The sequence below is a fragment of the Pseudaminobacter soli (ex Li et al. 2025) genome, from assembly GCF_003012705.1.
Classification (GTDB): domain Bacteria; phylum Pseudomonadota; class Alphaproteobacteria; order Rhizobiales; family Rhizobiaceae; genus Pseudaminobacter; species Pseudaminobacter soli.
This window is the reverse complement of record NZ_PXYL01000015.1, coordinates 1-18,564: the sequence shown is the minus strand read 5'-3', so window position 1 is coordinate 18,564 and position 18,564 is coordinate 1. Positions and strand designations below refer to the sequence as shown.

Here is an 18,564-nt window from a genome sequence, read left to right as displayed (position 1 = left end):
CCGTGGGGAACCATGATGCCCCGGCAACACCCGGAGCAAACATCAAAAGGGAGGTAGTCAATATGCGTAAACCGGTAACATCGATTGTCGCAGCTGCTGTCTGCGCATTTACGGCCATGCCGTCTTTCGCGGCCGAGCAGCGCTTCATCACTATCGGCACCGGCGGCGTGACCGGTGTTTACTACGCTGTCGGTGGTGCCATCTGCCGCCTCATGAACAAGGATCGCCAGAAGACCGGCATCCGCTGCTCGACCGAGTCGACCGGTGGGTCGGTGTTCAACGTCAATGCCATCCAGACCGGCGACCTGGATTTCGGCCTGACGCAATCCGATGTCCAGTACCAGGCCCTGGAGGGAAGCGGCAATTTCGACGGCAAGCCGTTCAAGGAGTTGCGCTCGGTCTTCTCGGTCCATCCGGAACCGTTCACCGTGCTGGCGCGCGGCGATGCGGGCGTCAGCAACTTCGAGGACTTCAAGGGCAAGCGCTTCAATGTCGGCAATCCCGGCTCCGGCACGCGTTCGTCGATGGAGGAACTGCTGAAGGAGATGAGCTGGACCCTCTCGGACTTCTCGCTGGCAGCCGAGCTGAAGGCGGACGAGCAGGGAAGCGCGCTGTGCGACAACAAGATCGATGGCTTCTTCTACGGCGTCGGCCATCCTTCGGCCGCGATCCAGGATCCGACGACCGCCTGCGGCGCCAAGCTTGTTGGCCTGACCGGCGCTGCCGTCGACGCGCTGGTGAAGGCGCATCCTTACTACTCGGTCGCGACCATTCCCGGCGGCATGTATGCCAACAATCCTGATCCGGTAACGACCTATGGCGTGAGGGCGACTGTGGTGACCGGCGCCAATGCGCCGGATGAAGTGGTCTACGAGCTTGTCAAATCTGTGTTCGAGAACTTCGACGACTTCAAGAAGCTGCATCCGGCCTTCGCCAATCTCGACCCGAAGGACATGGTCCAGGCGGGCCTTTCGGCACCGCTGCATCCGGGTGCCGAGCGCTACTACAAGGAAATGGGCTGGCTGTAAGCCGGCTGCCCTCCGGGGGCGCCTCTCATAGGCGTCCCCAACATCCGACAATGACAAAAACAATCCGGGAGGGGACCCATGGCAGAGCTGCGCCAGCAGGCTGGAGCGCCTGATCATATCGACGTCGACAAGCTGAACGAAATCGTCGCGGAAGCGGACACGGGCGGGCGCAAGCCCGGCAAGGGGACCGCCCGGCTCATCTTCGTCGTCGCGCTTGCCTGGTCGCTCTTCCAGCTCTGGTACGCCTCTCCCATTCCCTTTGCCTTGGGATTCGGTGTGGTAAGCGACAGCATTGCCCGCTCGGTGCACCTGGCGTTCGCGCTTTTTCTGGCGATGCTGACCTTCCCGGCATTCCGCAGTTCGCCGCGTTCGCACGTGCCGGTGGCGGACTGGATTCTGGCCATAGCCGGAGCCGCGTCCGCGCTCTACCTGGTCGTCTTCTACAAGGACATCGCCGCGCGTCCCGGTCTGCCGACGGGAATGGACCTGACGGTTTCCATCATCGGCGTGCTCGTTCTTCTCGAGGCTGCGCGCCGGGCGGTCGGCCCCGCGATCACCATCATCGCGCTGCTGATGCTGGTCTACATTTTCGTCGGGCCCCATATGCCCGGCCTGCTTGCGCATAAGGGCGCTACGCTCTCGCGGGCGTCTTCGCAAATGTGGTTGACCTCAGAGGGCGTGTTCGGCGTTGCGCTCGGGGTATCGACGAATGTCGTCTTCATGTTCGTGCTGTTCGGCACGCTGCTGGAGCGCGCCGGCGCCGGGAGCTATTTCATCCAGTTGGCATTCTCGGTGCTTGGCAAATATCGCGGCGGGCCGGCCAAGGCCGGTGTGGTGGCATCTGGCCTGACCGGTATGATCTGGGGTTCATCCATCGCCAATGTGGTCACGACGGGGACCTTCACTATCCCGCTGATGAAGAAGGTGGGCTATTCCCCCGTCAAGGCCGGCGCGATCGAGTGTGCTGCCGGCGTCAATGGCCAGATCATGCCGCCGGTCATGGGGGCCGCAGCCTTCCTCATAGCCGAATATGTGGGAATTCCCTATTCGGAGGTGGTCAAGCATGCTTTCCTGCCGGCGCTTCTGACCTATGGTTCGCTGTTCTACATCGTCGATATCGAGGCGATGAAAATGGGCCTCAAAGGCCTGCCCTCCCGCTCGATCCATCCGGCATTTCAAACCGCCCTGCGCTCGTTGATGGGTATTTGCGGCTTCATCATTCTGGCCGGCCTCGTCTACTACGGGATCGGCTGGGTGAAGGTGGTGTCCGGCGACGCTGCCATATGGATCGTCGCGGCGGGGCTGACTGCAGCCTATGTCGGGCTCATTGCCTACAAGGCCAGGTTCGCCGACCTGCCGGTTGAACGCCTTCGGGGAGACATTCTCGAAATTCCCCATTTCGGCGAGACAGCACGAACGGGGCTGCATTTCCTGCTTCCGGTCGTGCTGCTCATCTGGTGCCTGATGGTCGAGGAGATGTCGCCGGGGCTCTCCGCTTTCTGGGGTTCGGTGGCCCTCATGGCGCTGTTGGTCACGCAGCGTCCGCTCACCGCATTCTTCCGCAATGACCGCAGGCTGATGGCGCATTGCCGGCAAGGCTTCGAAGAGCTTTTTGACGGCCTTTCGGCGGCTGCGCGCAACATGACCACGGTAGGCGTTGCGACCGCCACAGCCGGCATCATCGTTGGCACCGTTCTCCTGACCGGCGTCGGGCTGGTGATGACGGAGATTGTCGAGTTCATTTCGGGCGGCAGCTTCATTGTCATGCTGGTTTTCACCGCGATCATCTGCCTGATCCTCGGAATGGGCATGCCGACGACTGCCAGCTACGTGGTTGTGGCCACGTTGATGGCGCCGATCATCGTCGACCTCGCGGCCCAGAACGATCTGGCGGTGCCTCTCGTCGCCGTCCATTTGTTCGTCTTCTATTTTGGATTGATGGCCGACGTGACGCCACCGGTCGGGCTTGCCGCCTATGCGGCAGCGGCAATCTCGGGCGCCGATCCGGTCAAGACCGGTTTCCAGGGTTTCAAATATGAAATCCGGACCGCTCTGCTGCCCTTTATCTTCATCTTCAACAACGGACTGCTGATGATCGACCTGCAGGGCCCGATGGACTTCATCCTGGTGATCGCGACAGCGTCTCTGGCGATGATTGCCTTCGTCGGCGCCACGCAGAACTGGGTTCTGGTCCGCAACCGCTGGTTCGAAACAGTTGCGCTTCTGCTGATATGTTTCACCCTGTTCAGGCCAGGTTTCTGGCTCGACATGGTAAGCGCCCCCTATGTCAAGGAACCGGCCTCCGAACTGAACCGTATCGTCGAGGAAATGCCGAAAGGCGAGGCTTTGCGGCTGCGCGTCAGGACCGTCAACGTTGACGGCGACGACATAGACAAGGTGGTCAGGCTGGATCTTGCCGAAGGCAATACGGCTGCCGAGCGTCTTCAGACTGCGGGCCTGAGCGTGACTTCGCTAGGCGACAGCTTGTCGGTCGGCGTGGTGCGGCTGGGCAGCCAGGCAGCCAAGCTGCGGCTGCAGCCCGGCGACGAGATCGAGGAAATCATGGTTCCTGCCGACCGTCCGTCGCGCTACTGGTTTGCCATTCCGGCATTCGTGCTGTTTGCACTGATATTCTGGCAGCAACGCCGCCGCCGTGCCACGGAGGCAACTCCGGCGGGAGCCGGGCTGAGATCATTCGCTTCATGATCGGGCCTGCGCCGCGATATTCTGTCCGGCATCGAGATGATGCAAATGCTGCGCAAACGACAGGCGAGGTACGCCTATAATCCGGCGCCGTAGCTTGCCGAGCAGTTGCAGCCTCACGGCTGTATTTCATCCGCCCGCCCAAGCCGTCTCTTGCCGGCCTGCCGGTCCAAAAATGCCGCGGTCTGGAGCGCAACCAGGACGATCGCCGCGCCGAAGATGACGCGGCCGCCCGGGACCTCGTCGAAGAAGATGTAGCCAGCCAAGGCCGTCACCATGATCGACAGATAGCCAATGGGCGCCAGCACGCTGGCATCGGCCAGCCGGTAGGCGCGCAGGAAGCAATATTGCCCCGCCTGCGCCAAAAGTCCGATGCCGAGCAGCGGAACCCAGTCGGCCGTCTTCACTGGATGCCAGGTATAGATCGCGGGGATGGCGGTGATGACCACGAGGCCCACCGTGTAGAACACCATCATCACGGTGGTGTTCTCCTCGCGCAACATGCGCGTCTGGATGATCGCCAGCGAGCCGAAGATGATGGTTCCGGCAACCGCCAGCAGCCCGATGTTCCACTCGACGCCGCCGGGCGCCAACATGACCAGCACGCCGCAGAAAGCGACACCGGCGCCGATCCAGCGCAGCCGGCTTATTCTCTCGCCGAGGAAGGTGGCGGCCATCGCCATCGTCACCAACGGCCGCGAGAAGCTGAGCGCGTTCACTGTCGCCAGCGGCAGCAGCGTATACGCCAGGAACTGGCTGGTCAGCGCGATCGCGTTGCAGCTTATGCGCGATATGTTGCGCCAGGGATGGCGCGTGTTGCGGATGTGGTCGCGGTGCCGCCAGATCAGCGGCAGGATGAACAGGAGGCCGATCAGCGCGCGGATGAAGACGAGTTGGAACGCCGGATAGACGACGCCCTGCGCCTTGACGAGCGACGTCATCCCGCCCGCCACGAGGACCATGTCGGCCAGCACCCACGCGATCCCCTCGCGGTTTGCCCTTCGTGTTGCCTGTTCCGTCTGCCCGGCCATTTCCCGATCACGCAGGCTGGACGAGATTGGCCATCAGCCGGAACGCGCCCGGCACCAACCGGTCCATCTGGTGGTGCAGCACCAGGCTGGTGTGCGTGTGGCGGCCGGCGCCAATCGTCGCCGAAACCAGCGCGCCGGTGAGGGGCTGTTCGTTGGCGTCGTGCATGGACAATAGCGGCGTATAGGCTTCATCCCAGCGCGACGCGAAATAGAGGCCGCGCTCCTTGTCCCAGCCGGTCCAGTCCTCTGCGTTGATCTTGTTGGGGCTGTTAAGCAGCATGTGGTCCGGCTCCAGCACGGTGACCTCCGCATCGCGATCGGTTACGCGCCAGCGCAGCGAGGGCGTGCCGATCTCGAGACGGCGGGGCGGCGTCGCAAGCGGGTTCCAGCCGTCGCTCGGGCGGTGGTAGAGCGTGATGAGATGGCCGCCATCCTCGACGAACGTGTGCAGCCTCTGCGTGGCCGCCGCGAGATCCTTGCGCAGACCGAAGGCGAAGATGCCGACGACGATCGTAGTGTATTGAGACAGGTCGCCCCCGAGTTCCTGAGCATCGAGCTCGGCGACATCGAGCCCCATTCTGGAGAGCCAGATGCCCACCCGGTCGGCGCCGCCGCCGACATAGCCGATACGTGCACCTTGCGGCAGCTTCAGGTCGAGCGTCAGCACGCGAAGCGCCTCAGGCTGGCGGTAGGTGAGGCGACCGACATGCGCATAAGCGATGGGCGTGAGCCGGAACGCCTCCCTGCCGTCCACATGAGGCGTGACGCTTGTCAGGCCCGGCACCGGAACCTCCGGCGCGCGCAGCAGCGGGCTTTCCGGATTGCCGGCCAGTGTCCAGCCGCCACCGGTGACGAGGGAAACGGCGATGGCGGAACCATTCACGCGCGGGCTGACGGGCCAGACACGGCACGAGCCGTCGATCGGCACGATGAGCGCTTCGGGCTCCATGGAGATCGAATTCGCGGGCTGGACGGCGAAAGGTTCCTCGAGGTCGAAAACTGCATGTGCGGTGTGGTTTCCGAAATCCGCCTCCAGGGCGATATGCGACCCGCCATTGCCGCCGAGAGCCCACCATGCGGCGGGATAGAGCGACGAATAGGGAGCGTCGCCGGAAGCAGTGATCGTGAAGCTATGTTTGCTGCCCGTGTTTGTGACTGTCTCAGCCGCCACGCCGTGCGGCAGGGCGGGCTCGATGCGCACCGTGGGATGTGCGCCGTCATACGCGAGATCGACGGTAAGCGTCGCGGACGCGCCAGGGGCAAGCGTAGCCGGCGATAGTACCGCGCGCTCGAAAATGCCGGCGGCCTCCACGAGTGCCGCGTCGATCTCCTTCGCCTTGCGCTCCAGTCTGTGGCCGTGAAGTGCGGTAAAGGATGCCGATGCCTGGGCGCGCGCCTCGCTTAGGTGGCGAGCAGCCTCGAGAAGATGGCTGATGATTGCGTCCCGCGCCGGGAAGGCGGCATTGGCCTTGCCGATGGCTTCGTCGGCAACGGTCAAGTTCTCAGCCGCCGGCGCGGGAAGCTCGTGGCAGGCTGCCAACGCGCCCAGCGTGGCGGGCAGATCTTCTAGGACTGACGCTTCCGGCCCCGTTTTTCCGTTCGCGATTAGCAGGTGCAGCGGCCAGCGCGACTTGGCGGTTTCGCGCCAATGCCCCATGCCCTGTGAGGCATGGTAGTAGCGCGACCATTCGCCGATGCGGTCATATTCCGCGCCGGTCGCCGGGTCGCGCTCCAAAGCTTCCACCATCACGGTTGTATCCGGCGGCGGAACCTCGTCGTCATAGGTGTCGCCGCCACCCGACCATGCCGGTAGATAATATTTTGCGACTCGCCAGGGCGCGAGCCCTTCGTCAAAATGTTCGGTAAAGGCATTCGGATCGGCCGCCAGCCGAATCGCGCTTTCGGCCGCACGCGTCATCGCGCGATGGTGGCCATGCTGGCCGGGAACGTCGAGGAAGGTCGGCACGACGATGTCCGGCCTTTCGCTGCGATAGGCACGCACCAGCCGCTCCACCACGCGTTGTTCGCCCCAGCGGTCGAAAGTTCGGTCGCCGTCCTTGGAGAAGCCAAAATCGTGCACCGGGTCGTCCGGGCCGTGGCCCAGCCAGACCACGTCGACGTCGAGCGCGCGGGCCGCTTCCTCCATCTCGCGCGTGCGCAGCATGCCGAGCGCGCCGAGGCGCTCGGGCCCGAGCGAGTTCTGTCCGCCTTCGCCGCGCGTCGAGCAGGCGACGATGACGCGCATGCCCAGCCCCAGCCGCAGATAGGCGAGCAGCCCGCTCTGCTCGTCGTCGGGATGCGCGCCTGTGTTCATCATGGTAACGGTGGATTGCAGCCGGCTCAGCGCGCGGTGAAGCCGCAGCAGCGCCGGGTTCGCCTTCTGCCGTTCGATGCGTTCGCGTGCGGTGAGCATGGTCTCCCCCCTCAGCCTTCGAGCTCTGAAAGTGCTGCGGCCGATGTCTCCAGTTTTGGTGTGGTGATTTCGAAAAGCGGCAGCGCGGCAGCCCCTAGTGCTGCTGTATATTGTCCGGTCTGGCCGCGCAGCACGCGCGGCAATGAGCGCGCGCGGCGGCTGGCGACCGAGATGGGCAACTGGCCCATGCGCGCGATGATCTCGTCGATGACGGCATCTGGCAACGTGCCGCCGAGCACGATCGTTTCCGGGTCGATGATGTTCTCGATCATGCCGATCATGGGGGCCAGCCGGGTCGAGGTCTCCTCAATCCATTCCAGCAGGATGGGGTGGCGCTCGGCATGTAGCCGCACAAGGCCGGCAAAGTCGCGGCGCTCCATACCGGCTTCGGTCAGCCGCTCCTGCAACGCATGTAGCGATGCATAGCGCTCCAAGCAGCCCTTCTGGCCGCACGGGCAGACCTTGCCGTGCGGCACGACCACGATATGGCCGATCTCGCCGGCATTGCCGAAGGCGCCGCGATAGGGCGCGCCGTCCTGGATCACGCCCATGCCGACGCCGGCGCCGAAATAGATCATGGCGAAGCTGGAGATGGAGCGTCCCGCGCCGAACAGCCGTTCGCCCACGGCGGCGGCGGTCGCGTCGTTCTCCACGATCACCGCCTCGCCGCAGGCCTCGCCAATGAAGGCTGCAACGTCGATACCGGCCCAGCCGGGCAGGGTTGTGGGACCGACCGATGTCATGCCCTCGATCTCGAAAGGACCGGGCATGACGACACCAAGGCCGAGCAGAGGCGCGGGGAAGGCGGACCTTACAGCCTCCATCTCCGTTCGCAGATGCGCGACGACCTGCCCAGGGCTCGCGTCCCGCACGGCCGTGATCCGCCGCGAGCACGGATGCCCGGCAAGGTCGAGCACGCTCGTGACCATGTGGTCGGATGCGATCTCGACGCCCATGGTGATGGCGCCGTCGGGATTCACCGCGAACTGGATAGGTGGCTGGCCCCGGCCGGAGCGCAGGCGACCTGTTTCCATCAGCAAGTTCTCGCCGACGAGTTCGTCGACGATGTTGGCGATCGCCTGCGCAGTAAGCTGGGTGAGCCGCGCGATCTGCATGCGGCCAAGCGAGCCGTGCTGGCGCACAACGTCCAGAACGACGCGGCGATTGTGATCGCGGGTGCGCTCCGGGTTTTTACCCAGAGTGATCTGATGCGTGCCGCCGGATTGAAACACTGTTCCGGTCATCCTGCCCTGCTCCGCGAGATTGATAACGCGGAAACGACGCCATCCACAACGGATTAATTCAAGTAGATTATCTTATTGACAAAAGGCGTGCAGCAGGGAACCGTAAGCGGAATGTGTGCTGGCATTTGCCGCCAGCCGCGAGGGCATGGTCCGCACAGGCGGACAGGCTGAGAATGGCCGGGTTTTGCATGGGGCATGCCGGGCCGAGGGGATGGATATGCCGGCACGCGGGGGACCCCGGTGAGGCGAGCTGGAGGTTGATATGCGCAAGATTTTGTTTGCCGGTCTGCTGGCGGGATTCAGCGCCCTGGCGCTCAATGCGGCGCAGGCCGTCGAGATCGAATACTGGCAGTATGTGTTCGACACCCGCGTCAAGGCGATGGACAAGCTGATCGAGAACTTCGAGAAGGCCAATCCTGACATCACGGTCAAGCAGACGACCTTCCCTTATGCCGATTACCAGACCCGCGTGATCGCCGCGAAGATGGGCGGTCAGGGTCCGGACGTCATGCAGCTCTTCTACGGCTGGCTCGACAAGTTCGTGGCCGGCGGCATCCTGCAGCCGCTTCCGACAGACGCCTTCCCGCACGACAAGATCGAAAGCGAGTTCTTCCCGATCGTCAGCGCCATGAAGCGCGGCGACGACTATTACGGTCTGCCGACCGCCGTGCGCTCACTCGCCCTGTTCTACAACAAGAAGCTGTTCGCCGAGGCCGGCCTCGACCCAAACAACCCGCCCAAGACCCTGGACGAGTTCGTCGCCGCGGCCGAGAAGATCGCCAAGCATGACGCCAGCGGCAATCTCGTCGTCGCTGGTTCCACGCTAGACATGGGCGGCCAGGACCACCAGTGGTGGCGCGAAGTGCTGATCCGCCAGTTCGGCGGCGAGCCCTATACCGACGGCGACCGCAAGGTGAGCTACAACAACGAGGCCGGCGAAAAGGCGCTCAAGTTCTACACCGACCTGCAGATGGAAAAGAAGATCGGCCAGGCCGGCTTCATGGATGAGGGCCAGGCCGCGTTCCGCGCCGGCATGGCCGGCATGACCATCGACGGCACCTTCCGTCTTGGCGCCTTCAAGTCCATCGAGGGCTTTGAATGGGGCGTGACCGAGCTGCCGGCCAATGCGGAGGGCGTGCGCTCCAACTATGCCAGCTATTTTGCCAACGGCATCAGCGCCAAGACCGAAGGCGAGAAGCTGGAAGCCGCCAAGAAGTTCCTGGCCTACATTTCCTCGCCCGAGGCGATGGACATCTGGCTGAAGGAAGTGGGCGAGCTGCCGGCGCGCCGCGCCGCCGCCATGACTGATGCCAATCTGGCCGACCCGATCTACGGGCCGTTCCTCAAGGGGCTGGAATACGCCCACACCACCATGTTCGTGGATGAACAAGGCCAGCGCCAGAACACCATGGACATGACCAACCGCATCCTGCTGGAAGGCCAGTCGGTGAAGGATTCGCTGGCTCAGGCGGCTGAGGCCGAGCAGACCATCATCGACGCCGCGAAGCCGTAAGGCAGAGCGCCGATGTCGGTGACGACGGCTGAAGGGCGGGCGGCCGCGAGCCGCCCCGGCGGTTCCTTTTGGGACCGCCGCTCCATGCGGACAAAACGGCTGGTATGGGTGTGGAGCTTCCTCGCCCTGCCGATCCTGTTCTATTCGGTGATCCGCTTCTATCCGACGATCGAGGCCTTCTGGCTGTCGCTCACCAACTGGGACCTCCTCAAGCCGCCGCAGTTCATCGGCTTTGCGAACTACAAGAAGCTGTTCGCCGATCCGCAGTTCTGGAAGGTGTTCAAGAACACCTTCGCCTATCTTGTCATTGGCACGCCGATGAGCCTGCTGCTTTCCTTCGTCATCGCGTATCAACTCGATCGCGTGCGGTTCCTGCACGGGCTGATCCGCGGGCTTTATTTCCTGCCCTACCTGACCACGGCCGCGGCCATGGCCTGGGTATGGCGCTGGTTCTACCAGCCCGCGCCAATCGGCGTGATCAACAATGTGCTGGGTACGCTCGGCATCGCGCAACAGCCCTTCATCCGCTCGGTGGACCAGGCACTGCCGTCCATCATGGTCACGGCGATCTGGGCCGGACTCGGCTTCCAGATCATCATCTTCATGGCGGGCCTCCGGGCGATCCCCAACACCTTCTACGAGGCCGCGCGCATTGACGGCCTCGGCGAATGGGCGATCCTGCGCAAGATCACGTTGCCACTGTTGAAGCCCACCACCGTGTTCCTGGTGGTGTTCTCTTCCATCGGCTTCCTGCGCATCTTCGACCAAGTCTACAACATGACCACCAACGATCCCGGCGGGCCGCTGGGCTCGACCAAGCCGCTGGTGTTGATGATCTACCAGACCGCCTTCTCCTCCTACGCGATGGGCTATGCGGCGGCGCAGACGGTAGTGCTGTTCACCATCCTGCTCGTGGTGTCGATGCTGCAGCTTTGGATACTGAGGGAAAAGAAATGAGCGCCGTGGCGCAGACATCCGGCGAGCCGGCGCTCTCGCACGCCAATATCCGCCCCGGCCGTATCCTGGCTTGGACGCTGCTGTTCATCGGCGGCCTCGTCATGGTCACGCCGCTAGCCTTCATGTTCTCGACGTCGCTGAAGACGGCCGGCCAGGTCTACGACTTGCGCCTCATCCCGGCCGCGCCCACGCTCAACAACTACATCACCATCCTCGCCGACGGGCGCTTCGTACGCTGGTTCATGAATTCAATGATCGTGGCGGTCGCCGTCACGGCGTCGAACGTGTTCTTCGACAGCCTCGTTGGCTACACTCTGGCCAAGTTCGAGTTCCGTGGGCGCTACTTCATCTTCCTTGCCATTCTCTCAACGCTGATGATCCCGACCGAGATGCTGGTCATCCCGTGGTATCTCATGTCGAGCAAACTCGGCTGGTTGGACAGCTACTGGGGCATCATGTTCCCCGGCATGATGACGGCTTTCGGCACCTTCCTGATGAAGCAGTTCTTCGAGGGCGTGCCCAACGACTTCCTCGAGGCCGCGCGCGTCGACGGCCTAAACGAATTCCAGATCTGGTGGAAGGTGGCGCTGCCGCTGGTCACGCCGGCGCTGTCAGCGCTCGCCATCTTCACCTTCCTGGGCAACTGGACCGCCTTCTTCTGGCCGCTCATCGTCACCACTAGCCGCGAACTCTACACGCTGCCGGTCGGTCTCTCGAGCTTCGCCGTGGAGCAGTCCATTCAGTGGGAGATGATCATGACGGGCGCGGCCATCGCCACCCTGCCGACGCTCATCGTCTTCATCGTCCTCCAGCGCTATATCGTCCGCGGCGTCATGCTGGCGGGCCTCAAAGGCTAACCGGAAATGTCAGAACCCAATCCAAGGCTCGCAGACCGCAGCGTCTTTCCCGATCCGGTCTACAAGGAAACTGTGCTCAGGCCACTGTTCGACGGCGCGAAAAGCCATCATGTCGAGGGCTTCCGCAGCATCGACCGCGCGCATCTGGTGATGCTGGTCGAAACCGGCATTCTCGACGCCAAACAGGCTGCGGCAATAGCCTCCGCGCTGGAAGCCATCGATCGCGAGGTCGACCCCTCCACGCTGGTCTACACCGGCGAAGTCGAGGACTATTTCTTCCTAATCGAGAAGGAACTGAAAGCGCGTCTCGGACCCGATGTGGCCGGTCGCCTGCACACGGCGCGCTCGCGCAACGACATCGACCACACGCTGTTCAAGCTGGGCCTGAAGCATCGCATTGACGGGCTGATGGCCAAGGCGCGGCATCTGCTCGCAGCCCTGATCGACGCCGCCGAGTGCGAGAAGGAGACGCTGGTGGTGGCCTACACGCACGGCCAGCCGGCGCAGCCCACCACTTTCGGTCACTATCTTTCCGCCGCGATCGAGGTGCTGATCCGCGACATCGCGCGCTTCGCAGAAGCGCGCGAGATCGTAAACCTGTCGCCCATGGGAGCGGCCGCCATCACCACATCTGGATTCCCAATCGACCGCCAGCGCGTCGCGCATCTGCTCGGCTTCGACGCGCCGCTGCGCAATTCCTATAGCTGCATCGCGGCGGTGGACTACGTCACTTCGACCTACTCGGCCATCGAGCTGATGTTCGTGCACCTCGGCCGTCTCATTCAGGACTTCCAGTTCTGGACTGCCTTCGAGGTAGGCCAGATCTATGTGCCGAACGCCTTCGTGCAGATCTCCTCGATCATGCCGCAGAAGCGCAATCCGGTGCCCATCGAGCACATGCGGCTGCTGGCCAGCCAGACAACGGGTCGCGCCCGTACCGTGCTTGGCGTCATGCACAACACGCCCTTCACCGACATGAACGACAGCGAGGGCGAGACACAGGCGATGGGCTACGAGGCCTTCGCCGCCGCTGGCCGCGTGCTCGACCTTCTGGCCGCCTTCGTCGCCGCGATCCGCATCGACCAGGCGCGCGTGGCGGAGAACATCCGCCGTTCCTGCATCACCATCACCGAGCTTGCGGATTCGCTGGTGCGGCGCGAGGGCCTTTCCTTCCGCGAGGCGCATGAGATTGGCGCGACCGTCGCCACGGCCGTCGTCGCCGCGGGCGGCGGGCTGGAGAAGGACGGCTACGAGCCCTTCCTCGCCGCCTTCAGGCAGTCGACGGGCCGCGAGCCCTCTTTCGGTCGCGACACTTTCGAAGAGATCGTCTCGCCGGCGCATTTCGTTGCCGTGCGCGACCGCTTCGGCGGCCCCGCGTCCGCGCCGATGGCCGAGGCACTTGTCGCCTATCGCGACAAGGCATCCTCCTTCGACAAAGCGGCAAAGGACAACGCCGCACGCGAGGCGGCGGCCGCGCGCGACCTCAATGAGAAATTCAAGGCCCTGGCAGAGGCGTCCTGATGGCAACCATCGAACTTGAGAAACTGGTCAAGCGCTATGGCAAAGTCGAGGCGGTGCGCGGCATCGACCTCGCAATCGCCGATGGCGAATTCGTCGTTTTCGTGGGGCCGTCCGGGTGCGGAAAATCCACAACGCTGCGCATGATCGCGGGTCTGGAGGACATTTCCGGCGGCACACTGAAGATTGGCGGCGACGTGGTGAACGAGCGCGAGCCCAAGCAGCGCAACATCGCCATGGTGTTCCAGAACTATGCGATCTATCCGCATATGACGGTGCGCCAGAACATCGGCTTCGGTCTCTTCACCTCGAAACTCGCCAAGGCGGAGAAGAATGCCCGCATCGACGAGGTGGCGCGCATCCTCGGCCTGGAAGCCTATCTGGAGCGCCGGCCGGCGGCCCTTTCCGGCGGCCAGCGCCAGCGCGTTGCCATCGGCCGCGCCATGGTGCGCAACCCCTCAGCCTTCCTGTTCGACGAGCCGCTTTCCAACCTCGACGCCCAGCTGCGCGCGCAGATGCGCATCGAGATCAAGCGCCTGCACCAGCGGCTGAAGACCACGACAGTTTACGTCACCCATGACCAAGTCGAGGCCATGACCATGGCCGACCGCATCGTGGTGATGCGCGACGGCAATATCCTGCAGGTCGGCACGCCGACCGAGCTTTACGAAAGCCCCGTGGATGTCTTCACCGCGCGCTTCATCGGCAGCCCGTCGATGAACCTGCTCAAGGGCCGCAGCAACGGCGAGGGCGTCGTGCCCGCCGCCGATGGCGATATGCTGATCGGCATCCGCCCGCACGACCTCGTCACGCAGATGGGTTCCGACAAAATGGCTGACGGCCTGCATCTCGAAGGCACGGTCACGGCCGTCGAGCCGCTCGGACCGGAGACACTGGTGCATCTCGACTTCGCCGGCGCGCAGGTCATCGCGACCGCGCCGGCCAAGCTGATCCCGGCGACCGGCTCCAGCCTTGCCTGCCGCGCCGCGCCCGGCAGCCTCTATCTCTTTGACGCCAAGACCGAGAAGGCGCTCGGCCGGCAGTAATTTCCGGCGACATGGCGCGACCGGGCCGGTCGCGCAACACGCCCGTTGTCGTCTGGCTCAGCCTACTGAGCAGCTTCGTCGGGTGCGGACATGTGTGCAGCATTTTCGCGTCTCGTCGGACAAAAGCTGCTTAGAACCCGTTCGCTCAGCCCCGGTATTGCATCCTGGACAGCTCATCCTCATTTGATGTATAAAGTGACCATCAAATGATGGAGAAGGCGAATGCTGATAGCCGCGATGCCTATTCCCGCCTTGCCGGACAGGCAGGATTTTTCAGCTGAATCCGATCGCGCTAGGCTCTCGAAGGTCGCGCTCAAGGCTTACAAGCGTCTCGCCGAACGCTGGGGGCTTACGGGACAACAGGCCGCTGCACTGCTCGATGTTTCGACAAGCACCTGGGATCGCTTGAGGCAGGAGGGAAAAGACAAGTCCCTCAGCCAGGATCAGCTAACCCGAATTTCCGCAATGGTCGGCATCTATAAGGGACTCCACCTGTTGTTTGCCGACGACATGGCAGATCGCTGGCCCAAGCTCGACAACAAGGGACCTCTCTTTGGACGGATGAGCCCTATCGAATCGATGATGAAGGGTGGAATTCCGCAGATGCTCGAGGTGCGTCGATATGTCGACGCAGTCCGTGGGGGCCTCTGATTGTCGATCGACGGAGTTCCGATCGTCACTGAGGCATTTCCCAAGACCGTCCGTTTGGTGACGACCGCCCGCCTGCGCGCGGCTGTGCTTACCCCGTTAGTGGACGATGAGGACGAACTCCGAGTTTTAGCCGAGATCGAAGGAGCGACCAGTACCCGCCTGATCGCACAGGATCACGGCATTTCGGGACTGGCCGCCAACGAGCTTGTCTATGACGTTCCTCACGCCCGCTTCATCAATGCTGCCTTTGCGTACGCCAAGCCGCAGCTGCCAAATCGATACAGTGGAGCAGATCGCGGTGCTTGGTACGCGGCACTCGATGTTGCTACATGCCTCCGAGAAGTCGGGTATCACCTGACAAATGCACTCGCCGACGCAGGTGACTACAACGCCACAGTCGAATATGCGGAAATGTTCTGTAGCCTCGCCGGTGAATTTCTCGATCTTCGGCAGGTGCCTGATCATCCCTCACTCGATCCTGACAAGGGCAAGGCTTACCCTATCGGTAACGCGCTCGCCGACAGAGCTCGCGCCGCTGGTCTCAACGGCATCATCTATCCTTCAGTTCGACGCGCAGGCGGCACCTGCCTCGTTGCCTTGAGACCGGCGGCAGTGCAGTCGGTGAGGCAGGGGGGCGTCTACCGTATGACCTGGAAGGGTGATCCCACGCCTACCATCGAGGGTCCCTTGTGAGCGCGCGCCTCCTCGCAGGGTCGATCGGTTGCAAAGAGAAGGATGCCAGATGCGATGAACCTGCCGCTGATGGTCCATGGCTGGCTTGTCGGCCACGAAAGGCCCTGCGACAAAAACAGGCTGTGGACGTGACCGAACTGTCGCCATTCCGCGGCGTCGGCACGATCGAGTTCATGCGGTTCGCAGGCGGTTATGGCGTCACTGTGGAATGCGGCCAGCACCTCGCGCCGGACGCTGCGCAGTGCGGCTCAGCCAACGCGGGCTGGTAAAGATAATGGGGCCGGCGAGGAGGGCGCGGGCAACCATGTCGCCCTCGAGGCAGGCTGGCTCAGCTACTTCTATCTTCTCTTCCGACAATCAAGTGCAATGCTGACTTACCACGCTTCACGGCGGCGGGCGAAAGTCTACGATCGAAGGTCGCGAGCTGACCGCCATTGGTAGCTGCCAAAGCAAGCAGGTAGGTATCCGTCACCTGTGCAGAAGTAAGGATCCGGCTTGGGTCGATGTCGGGCGAACCAACGAGGCTCAGGTCGTCCGTCCAGAACGCATGTCCAGGCAGCCCGCGCAGCTTGGCGACAATAGTGGCGACATCGGCGGGGGAGCCGGGCGTATTGGGATACTTTGGGTTTCCGACAATCCGAAGCACCCCATTCTCGGTCATTGGGCAGGTTGCCCAGGACGAATGGCCGACCGCTCCGAACCAGGCATGAGCATCGTCGTGCGCGACATGGCCGGGATCAATCAGCGCGATCAGCACGTTGACGTCGAGCAAAAAGGTCACGGCAGTTCGTCGCGCAAGGCGTTAACGGTTTCAAGCGTAACGGGAGGGGCGTCGGGCCGCGGCGACAACAACGGTATGCCGTTTCGCTCGCCTTGAACCGGCCCCCGGCGTAGCGAGCGGCGCGCCAGATCGGAAATCACCTGGCCGAGGCTCTTATGCTGCTGGTCCGCCATGGCCTTCGCCACCGTAAGGACGTCATCGTCTATCGTCAGCGTTGTGCGCATCTTCATCCAAGTGTGCATCAATCATCAATCATCACGCATCATATGGTGACTTCGTCCCACATTGCAAGTCGCGGCGCATCTATTGCGCGCTTCCGACCGTCTGGAACCTTCGCACTGACTATAGGCAAGACCGCACCGGTTAGGACCGTAGTTGGCAGGACCGCCGCTGACTTGCGGGTCGACTCAGGCGATGCAGCGGGCAGCCAGACGCCGCCGCGATCCGTTCGATGGTTTCTGAAGGATCGGCCCGCACGGGATTCTCGCCGGTAAGTCCTACGGCCGCTTCACGCTGATGCCGGGCGTTCACGGCGCCTTTGCCACTACCCAAAGGCAGACGCCAGTCACGGCAAGCTACGGGTCGAGGTTGCGCCAATAGCGGACATCAAGTCCAAGGCTGCAGGTGAGCGGTCTTCACTTCGCCCCAATCGCCGCAACCATCCTATGGACAGATAAGCGCCCAGGCGACCTAGCCGATCGTTGGCGACCGCGCCGTTCTCGCTGCTACCGTCTATCAGGTCCCATCCGATAAATGCATTGGGCTTAAACGCCATCTACGTCCTGCATTCCTATGATGCTGCTGCTTTCCCTGATAAGGTCAGGCTGGATTTGGCCGCTCAACAGAATTGATAAAATGCTGAGGGGAGCAGATGGAAAAGTTGGATCTGAAAAAGACTAGGAAGGAGCTCTTCACCGCTCCCCTCAATCGTTTCGTACCGATCAATGTGCCGCGGGTTTCCTACCTCATGGTCGACGGTTACGGCGACCCGAACATGGTCCCCGCCTATAAGCTGGCCGTCGAAAGCCTGTACGCGATGGCGTACACGATCAAGTTCTCTTGCAAGGCAAGCGGGAAAGACTTCGTCGTGACGCCGTTGGAGGGACTCTGGTCAGCTCTCGACCATGAAAGCTTCACAGCCCGACGTAAGGAGGAGTGGGATTGGACCCTGATGATCATGGTCCCGGACTATGTGGACGACGACACATTCCTGGCGGCCAAGACTAGGGCGCGCGAGAAGCTAGGCACACTTCCTGGCAGCCTGAGGCTCGAGAGCCTGGAGGAAGGCCTCTGCCTGCAGGCATTGCACATCGGCAGTTACGACGATGAAGGGTCATTGCTCGCGGTTTTGCACGGGGAGATCATGCCTTCGGGCGGCTATGACTTCGCCGGTCGGCATCATGAGGTCTATCTCAGCAACCCGCGCAGGGTGCCGCCGGGAAAGCTCAAGACCGTGCTTCGCCAGCCGGTACGGCAGAACTGAGCGCTCGCTTCTTCTGCGCGTAATAAACGATTGCAATGCGCCTCGATGTCGGCCGCTCATCAGTTCGATCTGACAGGCCGCGCGCTTTCTCATGCGCAAATATCAAGAGGGCGTGAAAGAAGAGGCCGCCCTGGTCGTGTCACCAGGCGGCGTGGGGGATACATCGACGCGCTCTTGGCCGCTCGCGGGGCGGGTTCACGAGTAAACTTCATTGCTTGGCTGACGGCCTCGGGACCAATCGCCTTCCTCCTGACAGGCGGCGAGGCGGCAGATTGCAAGGCGTATGATGCCCTGATCGACCTCCCGAACAGGCACCGAACGCTCTGCTTGCACCGTCATTCCCGGCCGATCAAACCGCTGCGTGAAGATCGAGCATGACCGGGCGCTCCACAAGCAGCGCACGGCCATCTCAAGATCAACCGCGCCATCGACACCCGATACGACCAACTAGCCAATAGCTTCCTCGGCATGGTGCATCTCGCCACCGCAAGATACTGGCTTAAATTTGTCCACGCCGCCTAGCACTACTTTGGCAGATTCGGGCAAGTCTGGTTTGAGATGATTTGTGCTCTCTTTGTTGGGGGTGCATATGACAGATTGGGATACGGAGCTTTCTGCATTTTTACAGCCTTTTCTGGAGAAGCTC

At 62.7% G+C, this 18,564-nt stretch carries 17 protein-coding genes and 1 pseudogene; 12 read left to right on the top strand and 6 right to left on the bottom strand.

Annotation, left to right across the window (positions count from 1 at the left end; translation table 11 throughout):
- Positions 1–62 precede the first annotated feature (62 nt).
- Both C7I85_RS22840 and C7I85_RS22835 read left to right on the top strand, forming a co-directional pair.
- On the top strand, positions 63–1,028 hold the full coding sequence (locus tag C7I85_RS22840) for a TAXI family TRAP transporter solute-binding subunit (RefSeq protein WP_106726335.1): 966 nt from the start codon (positions 63–65) through the stop codon (positions 1,026–1,028).
- 78 nt (positions 1,029–1,106) lie between these two features.
- On the top strand, positions 1,107–3,734 hold the full coding sequence (locus tag C7I85_RS22835) for a TRAP transporter permease (protein ID WP_106726334.1): 2,628 nt from the start codon (positions 1,107–1,109) through the stop codon (positions 3,732–3,734).
- A 113-nt stretch (positions 3,735–3,847) separates the two neighbouring features.
- On the opposite strand, the gene C7I85_RS22830 is transcribed toward C7I85_RS22835, so the two are convergent.
- Genes C7I85_RS22830 through C7I85_RS22820 form a run of 3 tightly spaced genes read right to left on the bottom strand, consistent with a single transcriptional unit; the run spans position 3,848 to position 8,419 of the window.
- Positions 3,848–4,762 (bottom strand): DMT family transporter, encoded by a 915-nt coding sequence (locus C7I85_RS22830; protein WP_106726333.1) that lies wholly within the window; start codon positions 4,760–4,762, stop codon positions 3,848–3,850.
- Positions 4,763–4,769: 7 nt separating this feature from the next.
- Entirely contained in the window at positions 4,770–7,175 is a 2,406-nt protein-coding gene (locus tag C7I85_RS22825; RefSeq protein ID WP_106726332.1) for a PIG-L family deacetylase, read from the bottom strand.
- An 11-nt stretch (positions 7,176–7,186) separates the two neighbouring features.
- On the bottom strand, positions 7,187–8,419 hold the full coding sequence (locus C7I85_RS22820; RefSeq protein WP_106726331.1) for an ROK family transcriptional regulator: 1,233 nt from the start codon (positions 8,417–8,419) through the stop codon (positions 7,187–7,189).
- A 262-nt stretch (positions 8,420–8,681) separates the two neighbouring features.
- Here C7I85_RS22820 and C7I85_RS22815 point away from each other — a divergent pair, with 262 nt between their 5' ends.
- The 8 genes from C7I85_RS22815 (at position 8,682) to C7I85_RS31090 (ending at position 15,923) form a co-directional block, all read left to right on the top strand.
- On the top strand, positions 8,682–9,932 hold the full coding sequence (locus C7I85_RS22815) for an extracellular solute-binding protein (RefSeq protein ID WP_181257291.1): 1,251 nt from the start codon (positions 8,682–8,684) through the stop codon (positions 9,930–9,932).
- 12 nt (positions 9,933–9,944) lie between these two features.
- Positions 9,945–10,889: a carbohydrate ABC transporter permease gene (locus C7I85_RS22810; RefSeq protein ID WP_106726329.1), complete on the top strand. Its 945-nt coding sequence runs from the start codon at positions 9,945–9,947 to the stop codon at positions 10,887–10,889.
- A complete protein-coding gene (locus tag C7I85_RS22805; protein WP_106726328.1) occupies positions 10,886–11,746 on the top strand; it encodes a carbohydrate ABC transporter permease in 861 nt (286 codons plus the stop codon). Before C7I85_RS22810 ends, C7I85_RS22805 begins: the two co-directional genes overlap by 4 nt.
- 6 nt (positions 11,747–11,752) lie before the next feature.
- Positions 11,753–13,267 carry an argininosuccinate lyase gene (argH, locus tag C7I85_RS22800; RefSeq protein ID WP_106726327.1) on the top strand — a complete coding sequence of 505 codons (1,515 nt, stop codon included), beginning with the start codon at positions 11,753–11,755 and terminating at the stop codon, positions 13,265–13,267.
- The gene (locus C7I85_RS22795; protein WP_106726326.1) at positions 13,267–14,310 is read left to right on the top strand and encodes an ABC transporter ATP-binding protein; all 1,044 of its coding nucleotides are present in this window, start codon (positions 13,267–13,269) and stop codon (positions 14,308–14,310) included. The genes argH and C7I85_RS22795 overlap by 1 nt, the downstream gene beginning before the upstream one ends.
- Before the next feature lie 222 nt (positions 14,311–14,532).
- Complete coding sequence (locus C7I85_RS22790; RefSeq protein WP_106726325.1) at positions 14,533–14,961, top strand: antitoxin Xre-like helix-turn-helix domain-containing protein; 429 nt, start codon at positions 14,533–14,535, stop codon at positions 14,959–14,961.
- Entirely contained in the window at positions 14,962–15,654 is a 693-nt protein-coding gene (locus C7I85_RS22785) for an RES family NAD+ phosphorylase (RefSeq protein WP_106726324.1), read from the top strand. It abuts the gene before it with no gap.
- Positions 15,655–15,782: 128 nt separating this feature from the next.
- Positions 15,783–15,923 (top strand): hypothetical protein, encoded by a 141-nt coding sequence (locus C7I85_RS31090; RefSeq protein WP_181257290.1) that lies wholly within the window; start codon positions 15,783–15,785, stop codon positions 15,921–15,923.
- Positions 15,924–15,982: 59 nt separating this feature from the next.
- On the opposite strand, the gene C7I85_RS22780 is transcribed toward C7I85_RS31090, so the two are convergent.
- Together C7I85_RS22780 and C7I85_RS22775 are read right to left on the bottom strand one after the other, a co-directional pair.
- On the bottom strand, positions 15,983–16,435 hold the full coding sequence (locus tag C7I85_RS22780; RefSeq protein WP_106726323.1) for a TA system VapC family ribonuclease toxin: 453 nt from the start codon (positions 16,433–16,435) through the stop codon (positions 15,983–15,985).
- Positions 16,432–16,659: a CopG family transcriptional regulator gene (locus C7I85_RS22775; protein ID WP_106726408.1), complete on the bottom strand. Its 228-nt coding sequence runs from the start codon at positions 16,657–16,659 to the stop codon at positions 16,432–16,434. The genes C7I85_RS22780 and C7I85_RS22775 overlap by 4 nt, the downstream gene beginning before the upstream one ends.
- 647 nt (positions 16,660–17,306) lie before the next feature.
- Here C7I85_RS22775 and C7I85_RS22770 point away from each other — a divergent pair.
- Both C7I85_RS22770 and C7I85_RS32315 read left to right on the top strand, forming a co-directional pair.
- Positions 17,307–17,918 (top strand): GyrI-like domain-containing protein, encoded by a 612-nt coding sequence (locus tag C7I85_RS22770; RefSeq protein WP_106726322.1) that lies wholly within the window; start codon positions 17,307–17,309, stop codon positions 17,916–17,918.
- Positions 17,919–18,073: 155 nt separating this feature from the next.
- A pseudogene (locus tag C7I85_RS32315) lies at positions 18,074–18,440 on the top strand (IS5 family transposase); the annotation flags it as partial.
- Here C7I85_RS32315 and C7I85_RS31360 read toward each other — a convergent pair.
- The coding region (locus tag C7I85_RS31360) for a hypothetical protein (protein ID WP_210203066.1) at positions 18,366–18,564 on the bottom strand (199 nt) is incomplete at its 5' end. The pseudogene C7I85_RS32315 and the gene C7I85_RS31360 overlap by 75 nt on opposite strands.

What these genes read in the sequence shown, in the direction of transcription:
- C7I85_RS22840 (WP_106726335.1), top strand. Translation starts at nt 63, where the DNA reads ATGCGTAAACCGGTAACATCGATTGTCGCAGCTGCTGTCTGCGCATTT.
- C7I85_RS22835 (WP_106726334.1), top strand. Translation starts at nt 1,107, where the DNA reads ATGGCAGAGCTGCGCCAGCAGGCTGGAGCGCCTGATCATATCGACGTC.
- C7I85_RS22830 (WP_106726333.1), bottom strand. Translation starts at nt 4,762, where the DNA reads ATGGCCGGGCAGACGGAACAGGCAACACGAAGGGCAAACCGCGAGGGG.
- C7I85_RS22825 (WP_106726332.1), bottom strand. Translation starts at nt 7,175, where the DNA reads ATGCTCACCGCACGCGAACGCATCGAACGGCAGAAGGCGAACCCGGCG.
- C7I85_RS22820 (WP_106726331.1), bottom strand. Translation starts at nt 8,419, where the DNA reads ATGACCGGAACAGTGTTTCAATCCGGCGGCACGCATCAGATCACTCTG.
- C7I85_RS22815 (WP_181257291.1), top strand. Translation starts at nt 8,682, where the DNA reads ATGCGCAAGATTTTGTTTGCCGGTCTGCTGGCGGGATTCAGCGCCCTG.
- C7I85_RS22810 (WP_106726329.1), top strand. Translation starts at nt 9,945, where the DNA reads ATGTCGGTGACGACGGCTGAAGGGCGGGCGGCCGCGAGCCGCCCCGGC.
- C7I85_RS22805 (WP_106726328.1), top strand. Translation starts at nt 10,886, where the DNA reads ATGAGCGCCGTGGCGCAGACATCCGGCGAGCCGGCGCTCTCGCACGCC.
- argH (WP_106726327.1), top strand. Translation starts at nt 11,753, where the DNA reads ATGTCAGAACCCAATCCAAGGCTCGCAGACCGCAGCGTCTTTCCCGAT.
- C7I85_RS22795 (WP_106726326.1), top strand. Translation starts at nt 13,267, where the DNA reads ATGGCAACCATCGAACTTGAGAAACTGGTCAAGCGCTATGGCAAAGTC.
- C7I85_RS22790 (WP_106726325.1), top strand. Translation starts at nt 14,533, where the DNA reads ATGCTGATAGCCGCGATGCCTATTCCCGCCTTGCCGGACAGGCAGGAT.
- C7I85_RS22775 (WP_106726408.1), bottom strand. Translation starts at nt 16,659, where the DNA reads ATGCGCACAACGCTGACGATAGACGATGACGTCCTTACGGTGGCGAAG.
- C7I85_RS22770 (WP_106726322.1), top strand. Translation starts at nt 17,307, where the DNA reads ATGGAAAAGTTGGATCTGAAAAAGACTAGGAAGGAGCTCTTCACCGCT.